At 73.3% G+C, this 19,769-nt stretch carries 17 protein-coding genes; 7 read left to right on the forward strand and 10 right to left on the reverse strand.

Annotated elements, in window-relative coordinates; all coding sequences use genetic code 11:
• Nucleotides 1–13: 13 nt before the first annotated feature.
• Nucleotides 14–1,642 carry a hypothetical protein gene (locus tag ACJTNH_RS17370; protein ID WP_458177895.1) on the reverse strand — a complete coding sequence of 543 codons (1,629 nt, stop codon included), beginning with the start codon at nucleotides 1,640–1,642 and terminating at the stop codon, nucleotides 14–16.
• A gap of 396 nt (nucleotides 1,643–2,038) precedes the next feature.
• Here ACJTNH_RS17370 and ACJTNH_RS17375 point away from each other — a divergent pair, with 396 nt between their 5' ends.
• Nucleotides 2,039–3,451 (forward strand): LCP family protein, encoded by a 1,413-nt coding sequence (locus tag ACJTNH_RS17375; protein WP_458177897.1) that lies wholly within the window; start codon nucleotides 2,039–2,041, stop codon nucleotides 3,449–3,451.
• Nucleotides 3,452–4,171: 720 nt separating this feature from the next.
• Here ACJTNH_RS17375 and ACJTNH_RS17380 read toward each other — a convergent pair.
• The 5 genes from ACJTNH_RS17380 to ACJTNH_RS17400 form a co-directional block, all read right to left on the reverse strand.
• A complete protein-coding gene (locus tag ACJTNH_RS17380) occupies nucleotides 4,172–7,018 on the reverse strand; it encodes an N-acetylmuramoyl-L-alanine amidase (protein WP_458177899.1) in 2,847 nt (948 codons plus the stop codon).
• Nucleotides 7,019–7,142: 124 nt separating this feature from the next.
• Nucleotides 7,143–7,898 (reverse strand): decaprenylphospho-beta-D-erythro-pentofuranosid-2-ulose 2-reductase, encoded by a 756-nt coding sequence (locus tag ACJTNH_RS17385; protein ID WP_458177901.1) that lies wholly within the window; start codon nucleotides 7,896–7,898, stop codon nucleotides 7,143–7,145.
• Nucleotides 7,895–9,232: an FAD-binding protein gene (locus ACJTNH_RS17390; protein ID WP_458177903.1), complete on the reverse strand. Its 1,338-nt coding sequence runs from the start codon at nucleotides 9,230–9,232 to the stop codon at nucleotides 7,895–7,897. Before ACJTNH_RS17390 ends, ACJTNH_RS17385 begins: the two co-directional genes overlap by 4 nt.
• A 58-nt stretch (nucleotides 9,233–9,290) precedes the next feature.
• Nucleotides 9,291–10,286 carry a decaprenyl-phosphate phosphoribosyltransferase gene (locus ACJTNH_RS17395; protein ID WP_458177905.1) on the reverse strand — a complete coding sequence of 332 codons (996 nt, stop codon included), beginning with the start codon at nucleotides 10,284–10,286 and terminating at the stop codon, nucleotides 9,291–9,293.
• 2 nt (nucleotides 10,287–10,288) lie between these two features.
• Nucleotides 10,289–10,825, reverse strand: a complete 537-nt coding sequence (locus tag ACJTNH_RS17400) for a phosphatase PAP2 family protein (RefSeq protein WP_458177906.1) — start codon at nucleotides 10,823–10,825, stop codon at nucleotides 10,289–10,291.
• Between the two features lie 82 nt (nucleotides 10,826–10,907).
• On the opposite strand from ACJTNH_RS17400, the gene ACJTNH_RS17405 reads away from it, so the two are divergent.
• From ACJTNH_RS17405 to ACJTNH_RS17420, 4 genes are read left to right on the forward strand one after another with little or no spacing between them, the layout of a single operon-like run.
• Nucleotides 10,908–11,711: a TIGR03089 family protein gene (locus tag ACJTNH_RS17405; RefSeq protein ID WP_458177908.1), complete on the forward strand. Its 804-nt coding sequence runs from the start codon at nucleotides 10,908–10,910 to the stop codon at nucleotides 11,709–11,711.
• 41 nt (nucleotides 11,712–11,752) lie between these two features.
• On the forward strand, nucleotides 11,753–12,550 hold the full coding sequence (locus ACJTNH_RS17410) for a CoA transferase subunit A (RefSeq protein WP_458177910.1): 798 nt from the start codon (nucleotides 11,753–11,755) through the stop codon (nucleotides 12,548–12,550).
• Nucleotide 12,551: 1 nt separating this feature from the next.
• Nucleotides 12,552–13,220 (forward strand): CoA transferase subunit B, encoded by a 669-nt coding sequence (locus tag ACJTNH_RS17415; RefSeq protein ID WP_458177912.1) that lies wholly within the window; start codon nucleotides 12,552–12,554, stop codon nucleotides 13,218–13,220.
• A 31-nt stretch (nucleotides 13,221–13,251) separates the two neighbouring features.
• Entirely contained in the window at nucleotides 13,252–14,073 is an 822-nt protein-coding gene (locus ACJTNH_RS17420; protein ID WP_458177914.1) for a DUF1028 domain-containing protein, read from the forward strand.
• Nucleotides 14,074–14,077: 4 nt separating this feature from the next.
• On the opposite strand, the gene ACJTNH_RS17425 is transcribed toward ACJTNH_RS17420, so the two are convergent.
• The 4 genes from ACJTNH_RS17425 to ACJTNH_RS17440 form a co-directional block, all read right to left on the reverse strand.
• Nucleotides 14,078–14,749, reverse strand: a complete 672-nt coding sequence (locus ACJTNH_RS17425; protein ID WP_458177916.1) for an SGNH/GDSL hydrolase family protein — start codon at nucleotides 14,747–14,749, stop codon at nucleotides 14,078–14,080.
• Nucleotides 14,750–14,826: 77 nt separating this feature from the next.
• On the reverse strand, nucleotides 14,827–15,981 hold the full coding sequence (locus ACJTNH_RS17430; protein WP_458177918.1) for an acyl-CoA dehydrogenase family protein: 1,155 nt from the start codon (nucleotides 15,979–15,981) through the stop codon (nucleotides 14,827–14,829).
• A gap of 64 nt (nucleotides 15,982–16,045) precedes the next feature.
• Nucleotides 16,046–16,552, reverse strand: coding sequence for a 5-(carboxyamino)imidazole ribonucleotide mutase (gene purE, locus ACJTNH_RS17435; protein ID WP_458177920.1), 507 nt, complete (start codon nucleotides 16,550–16,552; stop codon nucleotides 16,046–16,048).
• Nucleotides 16,553–16,562: 10 nt separating this feature from the next.
• Nucleotides 16,563–17,768: a 5-(carboxyamino)imidazole ribonucleotide synthase gene (locus ACJTNH_RS17440; RefSeq protein WP_458177922.1), complete on the reverse strand. Its 1,206-nt coding sequence runs from the start codon at nucleotides 17,766–17,768 to the stop codon at nucleotides 16,563–16,565.
• A gap of 547 nt (nucleotides 17,769–18,315) precedes the next feature.
• Here ACJTNH_RS17440 and ACJTNH_RS17445 point away from each other — a divergent pair.
• Together ACJTNH_RS17445 and ACJTNH_RS17450 are read left to right on the forward strand one after the other, a co-directional pair.
• Nucleotides 18,316–18,603 carry a hypothetical protein gene (locus tag ACJTNH_RS17445; protein ID WP_458177924.1) on the forward strand — a complete coding sequence of 96 codons (288 nt, stop codon included), beginning with the start codon at nucleotides 18,316–18,318 and terminating at the stop codon, nucleotides 18,601–18,603.
• A partial coding sequence (locus ACJTNH_RS17450; protein ID WP_458177926.1) for an LGFP repeat-containing protein occupies nucleotides 18,600–19,769 on the forward strand: 1,170 nt, incomplete at its 3' end. The genes ACJTNH_RS17445 and ACJTNH_RS17450, both read left to right, overlap by 4 nt.

The raw sequence follows: 19,769 nt of genomic DNA on the forward strand, positions 1-19,769 counted from the left end.
GGCGTGTGCCCGCTCAGCCGGCCGGCGCACGCTCGAGCAGGACGGCGGTCGGCCCGTTGATGGCGGCGACGACGCCCAGCTGCCCGGGGAGCGCAGGCTGCCCCTCGGTGATCGGCACCAGCGTCGCGATCCACTCCTCGTCGCCGTCGGACCGGCGGTCCTGACCGAACGAGTACACCCAGGTCTCCTCCACCGACACCCGGTGACCCGCCAGCTCGAGGTCGAGGGCGACCGAGGTGGCGGTCGTCCACGCGCCCACGTCGGCGATGTCCAGCAAGACCGTGCTGTCCTCGTCCGGCAGCGCGTCCAGCAGCAGGTGGCCGGCTTCCTCGGCAGCGGGCTGACTGCCCAGCTGGGTGTCGGCGCTGCGCTCCAGGGAGAGGCCGACGCCGACGGCCAGGACCACGGCCGCCACCGTCCCGATCGCAGCCACCCGCAGGACGGACGTCCCCGCCCCCGCGGGCCAGCGGTGCAGCACGAGGGATGCCCCGGCGACGAGGAGCGCCGGCGGGAGGACGGTGACCCAGAGCAGCAGGTAGTTCTGCAGCTCACCGGTGACCGTGCGCCCGGCGACCAGCCCGGCGACGACGGCGACGGCGGTCAGCACAGCCAGCCAGCCGGTGCGGGTCGCGCCCGCCCGGAAGGCCAGCACCGCGACGGCCACGCCACCACCGAGCTGGACGAGGACGGCGCAGACCACCGCTGCGGTGAGGATCGTGGTGTCGACGGGGCCGGGGGTGGCCGGCCAGCCGAACACCGACGCACCGAGCAGCTGACCGACGCTCGAGAACGCCTCGGCCCAGGTGTGGGTCTGCGCGGCGGGATCCCCTCCCGAGGTGAAGTAGTCGGCGAGCATGCCGAGGTTGCCCTGCCCCGACGACGCGGTGCTGAGCTGCTGCCACAGCGGCGGCACCCAGATCAGCACCACGCCGCCCACCGCGAGGCCCACCCGGGTCCAGCCGGCCCGGTCGGGCCGGTCGACCTGGCCGCGGACCAGCCGGAGCCCGGTCGCGACGACCACGACCAGACCGACCAGGCCGACCAGCGGCACCGTCCCGACGTGGGTCTGCAGCAGGAAGGAGGCGACCAGCACGACCGTCGCGAAGGAGGCGAGGCTGCCGGCACAGGCACGGGCTGCCACCAGGCACAGCAGGAACGTGGGCAGCAGCAGGGCGAAGGGGTTCCAGACGTTGACGAAGACGATGGCCGGCATCCGGAGGACGTACAGGAGCACCACCGCAGCCACCAGCGGTCGCTGCCACGGGCGCTCGCCTCCTGCGGCCACCACGACCAGGACCGCGAAGAGCGCGTGCACCGCCAACGACGCCGCGACGAGCGCCTGGCCGGTGGAACCGAGGACCCACCACAGCGGGGCGAGGAGGTAGGTCCACGCCGGCCCGGGGTGCGCCCAGCCCATCCGGGAGTAGGAGCCCACTCCCTGGTCGAGGTGCCGCGCGTCCAGCGCGTCGAGTCCGATGAGTGCCTGGTCGCCACCCAGCACGAGCGTGCCGGAGGCGAGCTGGACGACGGCGACGACGACGACGGGAACGGCGACAGCGATCCCGGAGAGGACTCCCAGCCGAGCGGACGAGCGACCCTGCGGTCGACTCTCCTGCGACTGGACCTCGACAACAGTGGACATCGGTGACTTCCCCCCGGCGACGGCGCGGACGAGTCTGCCACGGGCTCCTGCCCGGTCCGCGCGCCGCGAGGAACGTGGTGCCGATGGTGAGGGACAGGTCGCTGGGGCAGCCTGCGGGCCATGTGACGGGATGGGCGGATGGTGCCGACCACGTCGGCGTACCGGCTGGTCGTGGCCGGTCATGGACAGGTCGCCGACGTATCGTCGGGGCACTTCGCCGCGGGGCCGACGCTCCCGAGCACTCCGCCGATCCGGCCCCGTCCAACGTGAGGAACGACCGTGAGCGACAGCGCCGACCCACACGGGGACTCCCGTCCCCTCCCGCCCCGCCTCGACCCGCGCGCCGGCCGGGCACCCCGGGCAACCGGAGGTAGCGGCACCCGCCGGCTGGCCGGCGTGACCCGTACCGTCGCCGGCCTGCTGTCCGTGGTGGTGCTGACCGGCTCGGGCTGGGGGTGGTACCTGGGCCAGGTCGCCGACGCGAGCGTCAACCGCACCGACGCCATCCCGACCTCGGGCAACGAGGAGACGGTGGACACCGGCGAGGCGATGAACCTGCTGCTGGTCGGCAACGACAGCCGGGCCAGCGCCTCGGAGGAAGAGCTGGCGCAGCTCAACACCGAGGCCAACGCCGGCACGAACACCGATACGATGATCCTGGTGCACGTGCCCGCCGACGGGTCCGCGGCCTCGTTCGTCTCCTTCCCCCGCGACTCCTACGTGGAGATCCCGGGCTACGGCATGGACAAGCTGAACGCCGCCTACGCCTACGGCAGCCAGGAGGCACCGGACGGCGCCTCCGACGACGCCGTCCAGGCCGCCGGCGCACAGCTGCTGATCCAGACCCTCAGCTCGCTGACCGGGCTGCGCATCGACCACTACGCCGAGGTGGACCTCCTGGGCTTCTTCAAGTTGTCCGAGGTGGTCGGCGGTGTCGAGGTCAACCTCTGCGCGGCGGTGCAGGACGACTACTCCGGCGTCGACCTGCCGGCCGGCGTGCAGACGATCAGCGGCGAGCAGGCGCTGGCCTTCGTCCGCCAGCGGCACGGCCTGCTGCGCGGCGACTTCGACCGGATCATCCGCCAGCAGACCTTCATCGCCGGGATGATTCGCAAGATACTGTCGGACAACGTCCTGCTCGACCTGGGCAAGCAGCGGGAGCTGGTGCAGGCCGCGTCCGAGGCACTGACCGTCGACCAGTCGCTGGACCTGTTCAGCCTGGCCTCGCAGATGCAGACGGTGACGCCGGGGAGCATCGAGTTCCAGACCGTGCCCTACATCGGCACCGACACCGATGACCAGGGCCGCTCCATCATCACGCTGGAGGACGAGGACACGCTGCACAGCTTCTTCGCGCAGCTGTCCGCTGAGCCGGCGGCCGCGGAGGCGGAGGCGGAGGCGGAGGCCAGCACCGAGGCGCCGGCGTCGGCCGCGGCGACCGTCGCACCGTCCGACGTGACCGTGCAGGTCTACAACGGCTCGGGCACCTCCGGGCTCGCCGGCAGCGCGGCCACCGCGCTGGAGGGTGCCGGGTTCGTGGTCGCCGGCACCGGCAACGCCGACTCGCAGGAGTACACGGTCACCGAGATCCGCTACGCCGCCGGCGACGAGGCGCTGGCCAACGTCCTGCTCGCCCAGGTGCCGGGCGCCACGCTGAAGGCCGTCGACGACGCCACCAGCGGCACGGTGCAGCTGGTGCTCGGCTCGGACTTCAACGGGATCGGCCAGGCGGTGACCGCGCCCGTGGCCGCGCCGACGACCGCCGGCGAGGACCAGTTCACCGCCGCGAACACCGACTGCATCAACTGAGCTGAGCCGCCCGTGCGCCCCCGCGACCACCCAGGTCGCGGGGGCGCACGCGTGTGGGGTGAGACCGTGCAGCCGCCGGAGCCCGGTCCCGTCCACGGCCCGCCTCACGAGCTCCGCCCATCGAGAGCCGTGACCGGGCAGCTGCGGGGTCCCGGGGGCACGAGGCCCCCCCCACCGCGTCGTCGCCGACCGGCGGGGACCTCGATCGTCAGCCCCCGCGGACGGACACCCGGCTGCTGCTGCCAGCCGACCGCCCGGCGGGAACGGACGCAGCCCGGGCCGATGCGGTCGGTCGAGGCGCCGCGACCAGGGCCGCCGCACCGGTCAGGATCGCGGTCGCCCGGCGCAGCTCACGGTTCTCCCGCCCCGAGTCCGTCCGCCGGACCTCGTGGGCCCGCACCCTCGTCGAGTCCGTCCGCCGGCCCTCGTGGGCGCGCACCCCTCGTCGTCACGTGGCTCGACAGCCTCCGTACCCCGGCGGCGTGCGTCGCCGTCCGGGTGCGGTCCTGCGGCTGCTGCGCACCGGGCTGCACCGACCGGGCGGTCGCCCTGCTCAGCTCGTTCCCCGCGTCCTCACTGCCCCAGGCCGACGGCGACAGACCGCCTGGCGGCAGCCGGCCGGTGGGCGCTTCTCCGACACCGACTCTGGCCGGTGCACGGTTCTCCGCACCCCCGAGACGGTGCCCGGCAGCCGGGTGCGCAGGCTGCCGGGCACCGGGCTCAGTCGGCCCGGACCGTGATCGCGCCGGTGGCGGCGGTCCAGGTGATCGACCCGTGCTCGAAGTCCGTCCGCCGGCCACCGGACACCGCACGCTCGTCCCGGACGGGGAGCCCCAGGGCTGACTGCGGCCCGCCGAGGCCGAGATAGGCCTGCGCGATCGAGCCGTACACCGAGCGCGTCCCCAGCGTGGAGCTGCGGTAGACGGCGCCGCCCGTGAAGAGCGTCGCCCTGGTTCGGCCGTCGGCCAGCAGGACCTCGTCGGTGGTCGGGTAGCCCAACGGCCCCTGCTCCCACCCGAGCGAGGCCCACAGCTCCCGGCTCGAGCCCACCACGGCATGCGCGCCGGTGGCCGGCGACCAGTAGATCGACGCCCCGCCGGCGAAGTGGTTGTACCGGCCCAGACCATCCGGCGTGGCCAGCTCGTCCGTCGTCGGCAGGCCGTAGGTCCAGCCCACCCCGCTCAGCCCACCCAGCCGCTGCCAGGCGTCCTCGATCGCGCCCTGCACCGCGTGCGCACCACCGGCCGGCGACCAGGTGATCAGCCCGTTCTGGAACGTCGTCCAGCGCATCGCGCCGTCGGCGGAGACCTGCTCGTCCGAGGTCGGGTAGCCCAGCGCACTGGACTCCCAGCCCAGTGCGGCCCACTTCTCCTGGATCGAGCCCACCACCGCATGCGCGCCGGTGGCCGGCGACCAGTAGATCGACGCCCCGCCGGCGAAGTGGTTGTACCGGCCGACCCCGTCCGGCGTGGCCAGCTCGTCCGTCGTCGGCAGGCCGTAGGTCCAGCCCACCCCGCTCAGCCCACCCAGCCGCTGCCAGGCGTCCTCGATCGCGCCCTGCACCGCGTGCGCACCACCGGCCGGCGACCAGGTGATCAGCCCGTTCTGGAACGTCGTCCAGCGCATCGCGCCGTCGGCGGAGACCTGCTCGTCCGAGGTCGGGTAGCCCAGCGCACTGGACTCCCAGCCCAGCGCGCCCCACAGCTCCCGGATCGACCCCACCACCGCATGCGCGCCGGTGGCCGGCGACCAGTAGATCGACCCACCGCCGGCGAAGTGGTTGTACCGGCCCAGACCATCCGGCGTGGCCAGCTCGTCCGTCGTCGGCAGGCCGTAGGTCCAGCCCACCCCGCTCAGCCCACCCAGCCGCTGCCAGGCGTCCTCGATCGCGCCCTGCACCGCGTGCGCACCACCGGCCGGCGACCAGGTGATCAGCCCGTTCTGGAACGTCGACCAGCTCATCGCGCCGTCGGCCGAGCCGCGCTCGTCCGAGACCGGGTAGCCCAGCGCGCTGGTCTCCCAGCCCAGGGCGGCCCACCTGTCCCGGATGGCGCTCATCACCGCGTGCGAGCCGGTCGTCGGCGACCAGTAGATGGAGTGACCGCCGGTGAAGTGGTTGTACCGCCCGACCCCGTCCGGCGTCGCCAGCTCGTCGGTCGAGGGCGCGCCGAACACGTCCGGGCCGCCGAGGGCCAGGTAGGTGACCAGGTTGCTGCCGCTGAGCGCGTGCACGCCACCCTTCGCCGACGAGTACAGCCGCCCCCGCTCGTAGGCCTGCCAGGTGACGCCCGCGGCGGACTGCTGCCCGCCCAGGGGCGCACCGAGTGCAGCCCTGAGGCCGGCGTCGGCGGCGTACCGGGAGGAGATCGTTTCCGTCGCGGCCCCGACCATGGCGGCGGCGACCTTGTCCCGGATCTCGCCGAGCCGGTCGTACCCGTACCGCCCCGGGCACGCGGTGCTCCCGACGTCCCGGTGGCCGAAGATGGTCGGCAGCGTCACCCTCGTGCCGGCCGCGTACCGGGCCGTCCCGCCTCCGCCCGAGGTGAGCGGGGTGGTTCCGCGGGGGTCGATGCCGTAGAGCGAGAACTTCCAGGCGATGATCGCCGCGACCGCGTCCACGGTCACCTGGGGCACGGGCACGACGTCGTAGTTGCCCAGCATCGAGACGCCGAAGGTCGAGGTGTTGAAGCCACCGGCGTGCGCACCGATCACCGTGCTGGCGAGTCCGCCGTAGCGGCCCTCCCAGAGCCGGCCGAACTTGTCGACGATCACGTTGTAGCCGATGTCGCCCCAGCCCAGGCTGACCGCGTGGTAGCGATAGATCGACCGCATCATGGCCGGGACCTGGTCGGCGCTGTAGTTGTTGGTGTCCGCGGTGTGGTGCAGGGTGGCGGCCTTCAGGGAAGCGGCGTTCTGCGGGTCCCACGTGCGGATCGACTCGTCCGCGCCCCACTGACCACGGGAGTACACCTGGGGCATCGTCGTCGCGGCGTGCGCGGTGTCGGTGATGTCCGGCGAGGTCAGCGCGGTGTCCGCCGCGCTCTCTCCCGGGTCGACCAGGTCGACCCGGACGTCGGTGGGCTGCGCACCCGCGCGGGTCACCAGTTCCACCTCGACGCCGGTGCTCGGCCCGGTCCACAGCGGGCTGGTGCCCCCGCGGAGCTCGGCCCCGGTCCGGCTCTCCGACGCGCCCTGGTCGGCGGTCTCGGCCGTGACCTCGGTCCACGCACCCCACCCGCCGGTGGCGTCCTGGACCCGCACCTGCACCAGGGTGTCGGTCACCTCGGCGTCGTACGCCCAGGTGACGCCGACCAACGAGAACTCCGCGACGTCGGTCCGACTCACGGTGAGCGTCGGCGCCGAGTCCGGGACACCGCTCACCGGGTCGGTCGTCCCCTCCTGGACCTCCGCGGCGGGCGCCGGGGCCTCGACCGAGCCCATCTCGACCGCGTCGGTGGAGGTGGTGACGGGTTCGGCCGCGGGGCCTGGGGCCGCGTAGACGGGCAGGATGAGGAACGTCCCGGTCAACGCCAGGAAGGCGGTGAGTGCAACGAGGATGCGGCGCACGAGCAGGTCCTTCCGATGAGCGGTGGCCCCTCGGCACCGGAGGCTGAGGGGTCCGCTTCACTACTTCGGAAGGAGCAGGCCTGTTCTTGAGCTGGACCGTCCCGGCCGGTGCGACCGGGACCGATCAGATCGGCAGGCGGCGGAACACCGCGCGCGGCGTGTGCCGCAGGCCGCTCATCACCCAGCGCATGGCGCCGGGCACCCAGACCGTGTGCCGGCCCTTGCGGACGCCGGTGACGATCGCCTCGGCGACCGCCTCGGGGGTGGTGGCCAGCGGGGCGTCGTCCAGGCCCTCGGTCATCTTGGAACGCACGAACCCGGGCCGGACGACGAGGACGGAGACCCCGGTGCCCACCAGCGAGTCGGCCAGACCGGAGTAGAAGGCGTCCAGGCCGGCCTTGGTGGAGCCGTAGACGAAGTTCGACGCCCTCGGACGCTCCCCGGCGACCGACGACAGCGCGACGATCACCCCGTGGCCCTGCCGGCGCATCTGGTTGGCCAGCTCGGTGCCGACCACGGTCGGCGCGACGTAGTTGACCTGGGCCAGCTCGGCCACCGCCGTGCCGTCACTGCGCAGCTGGTCGGCGTCCCCGAGGAGGCCGAAGGCGACCACCGCCACGTCGATGTCACCCTCGGCCGTCGCTGCGGCGACCATCGCCGCGGGCGAGGCCGGGTCGGTGGCGTCGAAGTCGACCACCTGCACCTGGGCGCCGGCGGCCTCGAGCTCACCGGCCACGATCGCCCGGCGCGGGGTGTCCCGCGCCGCGAGGACGACCCGCAACGGCCGCTCGGTCAGGTACCGCCGGGCCGTGGCCACCGCGATGTCCGAGGTGCCGCCGACGAGCAGCAGCGAGCTGGGCGATCCGAGCGCGTCGATCACAGTGCGAGCCTCCGGGCCAGGTCTGACATGAAGACGCCGTCCGGGTCGACCTGCTTGCGCAGGGCCCGGAAGTCGTCGAGGCGGTCGTACATCTTCTCGAAGGTCTCCGGGCGCACCCGCGAGTCCTTGGCCAGGTAGGTGCGCCCCGCTGCTGCGACGACCACCTCGTCGAGGGAGTCCAGCAGGCCGGCCAGCCCCTTCATCACCGGGATGTCCAACGCCAGCGTCCACCCGGGCGAGGGGTAGGACAGCATCCCCGGGTTGCCCGGACCGAACCGCTTGAGCACGGCGAGGAAGGACGCCGTCCCGAAGGAGCTGAGCCGGTCGAGCACCTCGCGCATGGCCTCCTCCTGCCCGAAGGGCACGGTGACCTGGTACTGCACGAAGCCGCGCGGGCCGTAGATGCGGTTCCAACCGCCCACCGCGTCGAGCGGGTGGAAGAAGGTCGGGATGCTCTGCAGCTGGTCGCGCTTGACCTTGGGCGCCTTGCGGTACCAGACCTCGTTGAAGGCGGCGACCGTGGCCAGGTTGAGCAGGCCGGGCGGGAAGACGTCGGGCACGGAGGCCTTCACCGAGCCGTGGTACTTCAGCGGGTCGGTGCGGCGCTTGGCCGGCAGCTCGTCCAGCTTCGCGAAGCGCCCGCGGGTCACCACCGAGCGGCCCATCCGCTTGCCCTTGGCCAGGGTGTCGATCCAGGCGACCGAGTACTCGTAGAGGTGGTCGGTCTCGGCCAGCAGCGTCATCAGCTGGTCGAGGTCCTCGGTGCGGTCGGTGTCGACCAGGCAGCGGGAGGACTCGATCGCCTTCATCTGCACCTGCGCCCGCAGGATGACGCCGGTCAGGCCCATGCCGCCGACGGTCGCCCAGAACAGGTCGGCGTCGGACTCAGGGCTGATCCGGCGGACCTGCCCGTCGGCGGTGAGCAGGTCGATCCACCGGACGTGCTGGCCGAAGCTCCCGGCGACGTGGTGGTTCTTGCCGTGGATGTCGGCGGCGATGGCCCCGCCGACGGTCACCAGCCGGGTGCCCGGCGTCACCGGGACGAAGAAGCCCTGCGGCACGAACTGGTTCATCAGCTCGTCGAGCGAGATGCCGGCCTCGACGTCGACCAGTCCGGTCTCCAGGTCGGCGTGCAGCACCCGGTTCGCGGTGGTCATGTCCAGCACGGTGCCGCCGGCGTTCTGCGCGGCGTCGCCGTAGCTGCGGGCCAGGCCGCGGGCCACGACACCGCGGCCGGAGGCGGCCAGCACGGCGGCGCGGACGTCGTCATCGTCGTGCACCGGGGTGAGCAGGGCCCGGGTCGGGGCGGTGCGCCCCCAGCCGACCAGCGGCACGGCTCCCTGCAGGGGCCCGCCGCTAGCCTGCGCGTGGTGGGGGGCAGGGAGTGTTCTCTCAGGCACTGAAGACCCCCACGCCGACGGTCAGGATCCACAGGGCACCGAGGACCAGCAGGACACGGTCGTGCATCACGATCTCCTCCGGGGCGCCGGCGGCACCCTTGTCGACGTCCCGCGCGTAACGCAGGATCGCCAGGACGAACGGCGCGATCGAGATGGTCGCCCACGGCACGCCGTCCTGGGTCTCGGCCATCTCGAACGCCCACAGGCTGTACGCGGTGCAGGCCACCCCGGCCGACAGGCTCCACACGAAGCGCAGGTAGCTGGCCGAGTACTCCCGCAGCGTCCGGCGGGTGGCTGCCTCGTCGCCCACCAGGATCAGCTCCGAGTACCGCTTGCCGGCCACCATGAACAGCGATCCGAACGCCGCGACCAGCAGGAACCACTGCGACAGCAGCAGGCCGGCGGCGACACCGCCGGCGATGCCGCGCAGCAGGAAGCCTGAGGCCACCACGGCCAGGTCGATGACCGGCTGGTTCTTCAGGATCAGGCAGTACGCCAGCTGGATGACGACGTAGGCGCCCAGCACCCCGGCCAGCGCCGGGCGGGTCACCAGCGCCGCGGTGGTCAGGGCGGCGGCGAACAGCACCAGCGCAAGGCCCACCGCGAACGGCCGGGGCACCAGCCCGGCCGCGATCGGGCGATAGCGCTTCTTCGGGTGGCGGCGGTCCTCCTCGACGTCGATCGAGTCGTTGACCAGGTAGACGCCCGAGGCGCACACGCAGAAGAGCAGGAATGCCACCGCCGTCGGACCGAGGACGTCGGGGTTGAACACCTCACCGGCGGCCAGCGGGGCGGCGAGCACGAGGACGTTCTTGACCCACTGCCGAGGTCGCAGGGCGCGCACGACGCCCCACCCGCGAGACCCACGGAACCCGGGGGTGCGGGGCGGCGGGGCCACCCGGGGCGGAGCGGTGTCCACCGCGGTCAGCGGGGCCGGGCTCGCGGCCACCGGGTCGGTCACCGGGATCGGCTCGGGCTGCACGCTCACGTTCACGCCTTCCTGCCGGCGGTCGGGGTCATACGACGTCGGACGACGGTGGCCACGCCGGCGCCCAGCGCCGCACCGGAGAGGACGTCCGAGGGGTAGTGCACGCCCAGGAGCACCCGGGAGACCAGCATCGCGCCGGTCACCGTGGCCATCACCGGCCGGCCCACCATCGGGCCGAAGCCGACCGCCGCAGCGGCGGTGGAGCAGCTGTGCGCACTCGGGAAGGAGAGCCGGCTGGGGGTGGCGACCAGTGGGGGCACGTCTTCCAGGGCGGGGCGCACCCGGCGTACCACCCGCTTCACCACGACACCGGCGGCGTGCGCCGCGACGACACCGGTCACACCCGCGACCCAGTCCGCCCGATCGCGCCCGCGCAGCCAGCCGGCGGCGCCGAGGGCGATCCAGCCGAGCGCGTGCTCACCGAAGTGGGAGAGCCCCTGGGCCACGGGGACGGCGGGGGTGTCACCCAGCGCGCGCCGGGTCGAACGGAGCAGCGTGTGGTCGAACCGGGTCAGCACCGTGCCGGGGGTTGCGCTCATCGAGGACCGACTCTAACTGCGGCAGCGCCACGGGGCCTGGATGTGAGGGAGAGGTTCGTCGCGGACCTGTCACTCTGGTCCCGTGCCCCCCACTGGACCTCTCACGCCCGCGGGCCTGCTCACCGCTGCCCTCCGCCGCGAGCCCGCGGCGCCGCTGGTCACCTTCTACGACGACGTGTCCGGCGAGCGGACCGAGCTGTCGGCCACCACTCTCGCGAACTGGGTGGCCAAGACGGCCAACCTGCTCCAGGAGGAGTTCGACGTCGGCCCCGGCAGCACGGTCGGCCTGGCGCTCCCGGTGCACTGGCAGACCGCCGCGGTGCTCCTGGGCGTGTGGAGCTGCGGAGCCGTAGTGTGGGAGACCGCCGCCGAGGACGACGACCGCCTGGTCGACGCCGATCTGGTGCTGGCCGCCGCCGACCGGCTCCCCCCGCTGGAAGAGCTCGGTCTGGAGGAGCTGCTGGGGTTGTCGCTGCACCCCCTCGGCATGGGCATGACCGGCTACACCGGACCGGCGCGCGACTTCGCCCTGGAGGTCCGCGCCCACGGTGACGTCTTCACCCCCTGGCAGCCGGTCGACCCCGCAGCGCCGGGGCTGCGGGCCGGTGCGCTGGAGCTGACCCTCGGCGGCCTCGTCGACGCCGCCGCCGAGCTGGCCGCCCGGCTGGGCATCTCCGCCGGCGACCGGGTGCTGGTCGACGAGCGGACGGCGGTGGAGGCCGGGCCCGTGGCCTGGCTGCTGGCCTTGCTGTCGGCCGGCGCCTCGCTGGTGCTGTGCAGGTCCGCGGCGCCCGCCGGCCTGGCGCACCGCGCGGCCACCGAACGGGTGACCGCTACGCTCGGACTGAAGCTCGATGGGATCCGCGAGCTGGGCCGCCCCGCCTGACGCACCTCCCGCCCAGCCCTCGATGGACGGTGGTCAGCTGTATGGACAAGGTCGTCTCCAGCACCCGGGAAGCCGTGGCCGACGTGCCCGACGGCGCGACGCTCGCCGTCGGGGGCTTCGGCCTCTGCGGCGTCCCGGTGGCCCTGATCGATGCCCTGCTCGAGCAGGGGGCCACGGGCCTCACGACGATCTCCAACAACTGTGGGGTCGACGACCAGGCGCTGGGCGTGCTGCTCTACGCCGGCCGGATCGCCAAGACGATCAGCTCGTTCGTCGGCGGCAACAAGGAGCTCGCCCGGCTCTACCTCACCGGTGAGCTGGAGGTCGAGCTGACCCCGCAGGGGTCGCTGGCCGAGCGGCTGCGCGCCGGCGGCACCGGCATCCCGGCGTTCTACACCCCCACCGGGGTGGGCACGCTGGTCGCCGACGGCGGCATCCCGGTGCGCTACGACGCCGAGGGCACCGTGGTGGCCACCAGCGGGCCGAAGGAGGTCCGCCGCTTCGGCGACCAGGAGTTCGTGCTGGAGACGGCGCTGACCGCCGACTACGGCCTGGTCCGTGCGGCGGTCGGCGACCGGCACGGCAACCTGGTCTTCCACGAATCGGCGCGGAACTTCAACCCGCTGGCCGGCATGGCCGCACGGGTCACCATCGCTGAGGTCGAGGAGCTCGTCGAGCCCGGCGAGATCCTGCCCGAGGCGGTGCACCTGCCCGGGGTGTTCGTCCAGCGGGTGGTCGTCGTCGGCACCGAGGGCAAGAAAATCGAGAAGCGCACCACCCGGCCGCGCACCGCAGCCGCCGCTCCCGCAGCCGCCGGCACCGAGACCACGGAGGCCTGAGATGGCACTGTCCCGCGACCAGCTCGCCGCCCGGGTGGCCCTCGACCTCCTCGACGGGCAGTACGTGAACCTCGGCATCGGGATGCCCACCCTGGTGCCCAACCACATCCCCGACGGGGTGCACGTGGTGCTGCAGAGCGAGAACGGCGTGCTCGGCGTCGGCCCCTACCCCTTCGAGGGCGAGGAGGACGCCGACCTGATCAACGCCGGCAAGGAGACGATCACCATCCTGCCCGGCGCCAGCTTCTTCGACTCCTCGCTGTCCTTCGGCATGATCCGCGGCCACCACATCGACGTCGCCGTCCTCGGGGCCATGCAGGTCAACGTCCGCGGCGACCTGGCCAACTGGCTCATCCCCGGCAAGATGGTCAACGGCATGGGTGGCGCGATGGACCTCGTGCACGGCGCCCGCGAGGTGATCGTGATGATGGAGCACGTCGCCCGCGACGGCTCGCCGAAGATCGTCGAGGAGTGCTCCCTGCCGCTCACCGGCAAGGCCTGCGTCGACCGGATCATCACCGACCTCGCCGTCATCGACGTCACCGACACCGGCCTGGTGCTCCGCGAGATCGCCCCCGGCGTCACCGTCGAGGAGGTCGTGGCCGCGACCGGCGCCCCGCTGCAGGTCGGCGCCGACGTGCCCACCATGCCGCTCCCGGCCGGCGTGTGAGGCCCGGCCGCCCGCCCGCACCTGCACACCCGTGACGTTCTCCGTCCTCGCCCGCGACCCGGCGACCGGCGACCTGGGCATCGCGGTCTCGTCCTGCATTCTCGCCGTCGGCCGTGCCGTGCCGACCGTCCGCCCCGGCGTCGGGGTGGTGGTCGTGCAGGCGCGCAGCCGGCGCGGGCTGGGCATCACGCTGATGGCCGGGCTCGCCGAGGGCACGTCGCCGCAGGACCTGGTGCGGCGCGCCTCGCACGCCGCGGAGGACGTCGACCGGCAGATCGCCGTGCTGGACGCCGCCGGGCAGGTCGCTGCCGACACCGGGCGCGGATCGCTGCCGGCCAGCGGTCACCTGCTGGGCGAGGGCTTCAGCGTGCAGGGCAACATGCTCGCCTCCCCCGACGTCCTGCCCGCCATGTCACAGGCCTACGCGGCCACCGGCGGTGGACTGGCCGACCGCCTGCTCGCCGCGCTGACCGCCGGGCAGGACGCCGGGGGCGACCTGCGCGGCCGGCAGTCCGCGGCGCTGCAGGTGGTCAGCGGCACCCCCGCCAGCGAGGACGACGACGGCGTCCGGGTGGACCTGCGGGTCGACGACTCCGGCGACCCCGTCGCCCAGCTGCGGATGCTGCGCAACCTGCAGCGCGCCTATGACGAGCGCGACTACGAGACGCTGGCGGTGTTCGCCCCCGAGGGCGCCCGCGACCTGTACGCGGCGCTGGCCGCCTCGCGGCGCGGTGACCGGGTGGCGGCGCGCAGCGCGCTGGAGGCGGTGCGCACCCGCCCCGGCTGGTCGACCTGGCTGGCCTCGATGGCCGGAGACGCGCGGCTGTCCGCGGTGTCCCGCCTGCTGGGTTGAGCGGTCAGAGACCCTCGGCCCGAAGCGCCGTCACCAGCTGCGCGGCCATCACCCGGTATCCCTCCTCGTTGGGGTGCACCGGATCGGCGAACAGCCCGTCGGAGGGCACCAGCCACCCCTCGGCCACGGGGTCGATGAAGGTCAGGCCGCTGGCGTCGACGACCTGCGCCAGGACGTCCCGGACGGCGGCCACGCCACCCGGGTCGACCCCCGGGGGAGACAGTGGGCCCAGCACGACGACCCGGGCCGCGGGCAACCGGGCCGCGAGCGCGGCGTACAGCTGGGTGGCGGCCTCCCCCAGCTCGGCCGACGACCAGCCCACGTCGTTGGTGCTGCCCTGCACCAGCACGAGGTCCGGCTGGGCCGCGACGACGGCGTCGAGCCGCTCGCCGTAGGGCGAGGGGTCGGTGGTCCGGCCGGGAGCGAGGTAGCCGGTCCCGTCACCCGCCTCCAGCACCGGCGCCCAGCCCATCGCCTCGGCCACCGGTGGCACGTACCCGGCGCCCTCGGCGGAGTCCACCGTGTAGGAGTCGCCGAGGACGACGACGGGGAGCTCTGCCGCGGCGGTGACCGACGGGGTGGACCCCGCGTCCACGACGGCCGCCGAGGTGCTGCAGCCGGCGCAGCCGATCACGGCCACGAAGCAGGACAGCACGAGGACGACCGGACGACGCACGGCGCCGAGGATAGGAGCCGCCGCAGCGCGCGCCGGCACCCGCCCGGCGCGCCGCTCGCCGCCCGGTGACCGGCGGCTCAGCGGAGCAGGTTGCGCGCGATGACCATGCGCTGCACCTGGTTGGTGCCCTCGTAGATCTGGGTGATCTTGGCGTCGCGCATCATCCGCTCGACCGGGAAGTCCTGGGTGTAGCCGGCCCCACCGAACAGCTGGACGGCGTCCGTGGTCACCTGCATCGCCACGTCGGAGGCGAAGGCCTTCGCCGACGCCGACACCATGGTCAGGTCCGGGCCACCCTGCTCCCCACGGGCCGCCGCCACATAGACCAGGTGCCGGGCGGCCTCGATCTTCATGGCCATGTCGGCGAGCATGAACTGCACGCCCTGGAAGTCCGACACCGCCGAGCCGAACTGACGGCGGTCCTTGGTGTAGGCGATCGCCGCGTCCAGCGCGCCCTGCGCCACCCCGACCGCCTGGGCGCCGATGGTGGGCCGGGTGAAGTCCAGCGTGCGCAGCGCGGTCTTGAAGCCGGTGCCCGGTGCGCCGACGATCCGGTCGGCGGGGATGGTGCAGTCGGTGAACCAGAGCTCGCAGGTCGGCGAGCCCTTGATCCCCATCTTCTTCTCCTTCGGCCCGACGGCGAAGCCCGGGTCGTCACGGTGCACGACGAAGGCGGAGATGCCGCCCGAGCCCTTCTCCGGGTCGGTCACTGCCATCACCGTGTACCACTCGGAGACCCCGGCGTTGGTGATCCAGGCCTTGGTGCCGTTGAGCACCCAGCTGTCGCCGTCCCGCCGGGCGCGGGTCCGCATCGCGGCGGCGTCGGAGCCTGCCTCCCGCTCGGACAGCCCGTAGCTGAACATCGCCTCGCCGGTGGCGAGGGAGGGCAGCACCTGCTGCTTGAGCTCCTCGGAGGCGGACAGGATGACCGGCATCGAGCCGAGCTTGTTCACCGCGGGGATCAGCGAGGCGCTCACGTCGACGCGGGCGACCTCTTCGATGACGATGCAGGTCGCCACCGCGTCGGCACCCTCGCCGCCGTAGGCCTCGGGCACGTGGGTGGCGTGGAAGCCCGCCGCGGTGAGCGCCTTGCGTGCCTCGGCGGGGAAGCGCGCGTCGGCGTCCACCTCCCCGGCGAAGGGGGCGATCTCGCGTTCGGCGATCTCGCGGACCGCCTCCCGGATCGCCTGGTGCTCCTCGGTCAGCGCATACAGCCCAGCGTTGTTACCCACGAGTAGATGTTAAGTCCGGCAGCCCACCGGCCGGAAGCGACTCACCCGCGGGCAGGAGGTCGGGTCAGCGCGCGATCTGCTGCTGCAGCGCGTCGTCCCGGGCGACGACGGACGCCGCCAGGTCGGCCTGGAACCGCTCGACGGCGGCCCGCAGCACGTCGTCGCCGGCCGCCAGAATGCGCACGGCCAGCAGGCCGGCGTTGCGACCCCCGCCGATGGACACCGTCGCCACCGGCACGCCGGCCGGCATCTGCACGATCGAGAGCAGGCTGTCCAGCCCGTCGAGCCGGTCCAGGGGGCGCGGGACGCCGATCACCGGCAGCGGCGTGGCGGCCGCGACCATGCCCGGCAGGTGCGCCGCTCCCCCGGCCCCGGCGATCACCACGCGCAGGCCGCGGCCGGCCGCGGCCTCGGCGTAGTCGAGCATCCGCCGCGGCGTGCGGTGCGCCGAGACGACGTGCGCCTCCCACGGGACGTCGAACTCACCCAGTGCCGAGGCGGCGGGTTCCATCATCGGCCAGTCGGAGTCGCTACCCATGACGATGCCGACGATCGGCTTCCGCTCGCTCACGGCGGGCTCCTCAGTGCTCGGTCTCGAAGGCGAACGCGGGGTCGACGACCCCGTCGGCCAGGTAGCGGGCGGCGGCGACCGCGCGGGCGCGCACCTCGGCGACGTCCTCGCCCAGGGCGGTGACGTGACCGAGCTTGCGGCCGCGCCGCTGGCCCTTGCCGTACCAGTGCAGTTTCACGTCGGGCCAGTGCGCCATCAGGTGGTGCACCCGCTCGTCGAGCGGCGGGCCCGACCAGCCGTCGTCGGCGGTGTCGCCGCCGAGCACGTTGGCCATCACCACGACCGGCGCGGTCATCGCCGTCGAGCCCAGCGGGTAGTCCAGGACGGCGCGCAGGTGCTGCTCGAACTGGCTGGTGCGGGCGCCCTCGATGGTCCAGTGCCCGGAGTTGTGCGGTCGCATCGCCAACTCGTTGACCAGCACCCCGTCGGCGGTCTGGAACAGCTCGACGGCGAGCATGCCCACCACGCCGAGCCGGTCGGCGATCCGGACGGCGAGCTCCTGGGCGGCGGCGGCCAGCTCCTCCGACAGCCCCGGGGCGGGGGCCAGCACCTCGTTGCAGACGCCATCGCGCTGCACGGTCTCCACCACCGGCCAGACCGCGACCTGCCCGAAGGGCGAGCGGGCGACCTGGGCGGAGAGCTCACGCACCATGGCGACCCGCTCCTCGGCCAGCAGGGTGCCGTGCCGCTCCAGCAGGTCGGCCACCTCGTCCGGGCCGTGGACGACGAAGACGCCCTTGCCGTCGTAGCCACCGCGCGGGGTCTTCAGCACCACCGGCCAGCCGACCTCGTCGGCGAACGTGGTGGCGTCGTGGACCGTGCGCACCTCGGCCCACGCGGGCTGGGGCTCGCCCGCGTCGGCGAGCGCCCGCCGCAGCACCAGCTTGTCCTGGGCGTGCACGAGCGCCGCCGGTCCGGGCGCCACCCGCGTGCCCTCGGCCTCCAACGCGCGCAGGTGCTCGATGGGCACGTGCTCGTGGTCGAAGGTGACCACGGTCGCCCCCTCGGCCAGACGGCGCAGGTCGGCCAGCTCACGGTGGTCGCCGAGCACGACGTCGGCGACCACGAGCGCGGCGGACTCGGCCGCGTCCGCCGCCAGGACCCGCAGCGACTGCCCCAGTCCGATGGCGGCCTGGTGCGTCATCCGGGACAGCTGCCCCCCGCCCACCATCGCGACCACGGGCAGCTGCGTACGGGGGTCCAGAGAAGAGGCCATGGTGGTACGGAGGCTAGATCGCCCGACCACCCCGCCCCAGCTCCGGGGTCACCCCCCGGCAGGGCGACCGGGCACGGGCAGTGGTCCTGCTCACCCAGCGGCACCAAGAATCCGCTCCCGTCGCACCAGCCACACGCACGGGCTCACCGTCCCCGGCGACACTGCGTCACCATGCCAGCCTGTTCAGTGACCGGACTCGGCCGAGGCGTCGGCCCAGGGACGACAGACCCACGGAGCCGGCGTCGGTCGTCGGGCATCGAGCGAACAAGGGACGTACATGCGACAGGGATGGCGAGTAGCCGGGCTGGGCGCCGCGTGCGCGACAGTGCTGCTGACGACGGCATGCGGTCAGTCGGAGCCGACCGAGGCCGAGGTGGCCGCGGCCGCATCTGCGTCCGAGGCCGCCGCTGCCTCCGCCGGGGCCACGGCGGCGCCGGGCACCTACGGCCAGCCGGTCGACCCCTCCCTGCCCAATCCCACAGGCGTCGCCACCGACACGCCCGCGCCCTCTGCGCCCTCTGCCCCCAGCGGCACGACGCCGGTCGTCGTGACGTTCTCCGGGTGGACCGACTCCACCGAGGCGGTGGAGTTCGGCGCCTATGTCCCGAGCGTGGCCGAGTCCGACGGCACCTGCACCCTGACACTGACCGCCGAGTCCGGGGCGGGGTCCGCGACCACCACGGTCCCGGGCGAGCCCGACTCGTCCTCGACGTCCTGCCCGATGCTGGCCATCGCCGGCTCCGAACTGTCCTCGGGCACGTGGTCCGCGGTCGTCAGCTACGCGTCGCCGAGCACCTCGGGCGAGTCCAACGCGGTCGAGGTGATCGTGCCGTGACCCGCGCCATCGTCCGACTCGCCACCGTCGTCGCGCTGATCGCCTCGGTCCTGCTGCTGCCCACGGCCGGCAGCACGCCGACCGCTCCCGCGCAGGCAGCGGACCTCGGCTACTTCGACCCGGCCAACATCATCTCCGACGCGATCTTCTTCGACGCGTTGGCGACGGACCCGGGCACGGTCCAGACGTTCCTCAACACCAAGGGTGCCAACTGTGTGGCGGGTGAGATGCCCTGCCTCAAGGACTACTCCCAGACGACCGCGACGCAGGCCGGCGACGCCTACTGCGCGACCTACCCCGGCGGTACGAACGAGAGCGCGGCGACGATCCTGGTCAAGATCGGCCAGGCCTGCGGCATCAACCCCCGCGTGCTGCTCGTGCTCCTGCAGAAGGAGCAGGGGCTGATCACCGGCACGAAGCCGACCACGACGAAGTACACCAAGGCAACCGGGTTCGCGTGTCCGGACACCGCCGCCTGCAATCCGGCGTTCTCCGGGTTCGTCAGCCAGGTCTACTACGCCGCGCGCCAGTTCCAGCGCTACGCCGCCGGCGTCGCCGGCAGCTACCGGGCGGGCAAGAACAACACGGTCTACTACCACCCCGACCTGGCTCGGTGCGGGTCCTCGCAGGTCTACATCCAGAACAAGGCGACCGCTGGGCTGTACAGCTACACCCCCTACCAGCCGAACGCCGCGGCGTTGGGTGCCGGCTACGGCACCGGCGACAGCTGCTCCTCGTACGGCAACCGGAACTTCTGGAACTACTTCACCGACTGGTTCGGCTCGACCCAGTCCGCCGGCGCCGGCGCCATCTACCTCAAGTACGCGGAGATGGGGGGTGCGGCGGGTTCGCTGGGCGCGGTGACGTCGGGGTACATCTGCGGTCTGCGGGACGGCGGGTGCCTGCAGTCCTACCAGCGCGGGTCGATCTACTGGTCACCGGCAACCGGGGCGCACAGCATGACCGGCGAGCTGCAGGCGGCCTGGAGCGTCCGCGGCCTCGAGAACGGCGCACTGGGCTACCCGGTGAGCGAACCCGCCTGTGGGCTGGTGGGTGGTGGGTGTTTCCAGGAGTTCGCCGGTGGCAGCCTGTACTGGACCGCCGCCACCGGCGCCCACTTCACCCGCGGCAGCATCCGCGCCCTGTGGGGTGCGGTGGGCTGGGAG

It is taken from the genome of Modestobacter lacusdianchii (genome assembly GCF_054177765.1).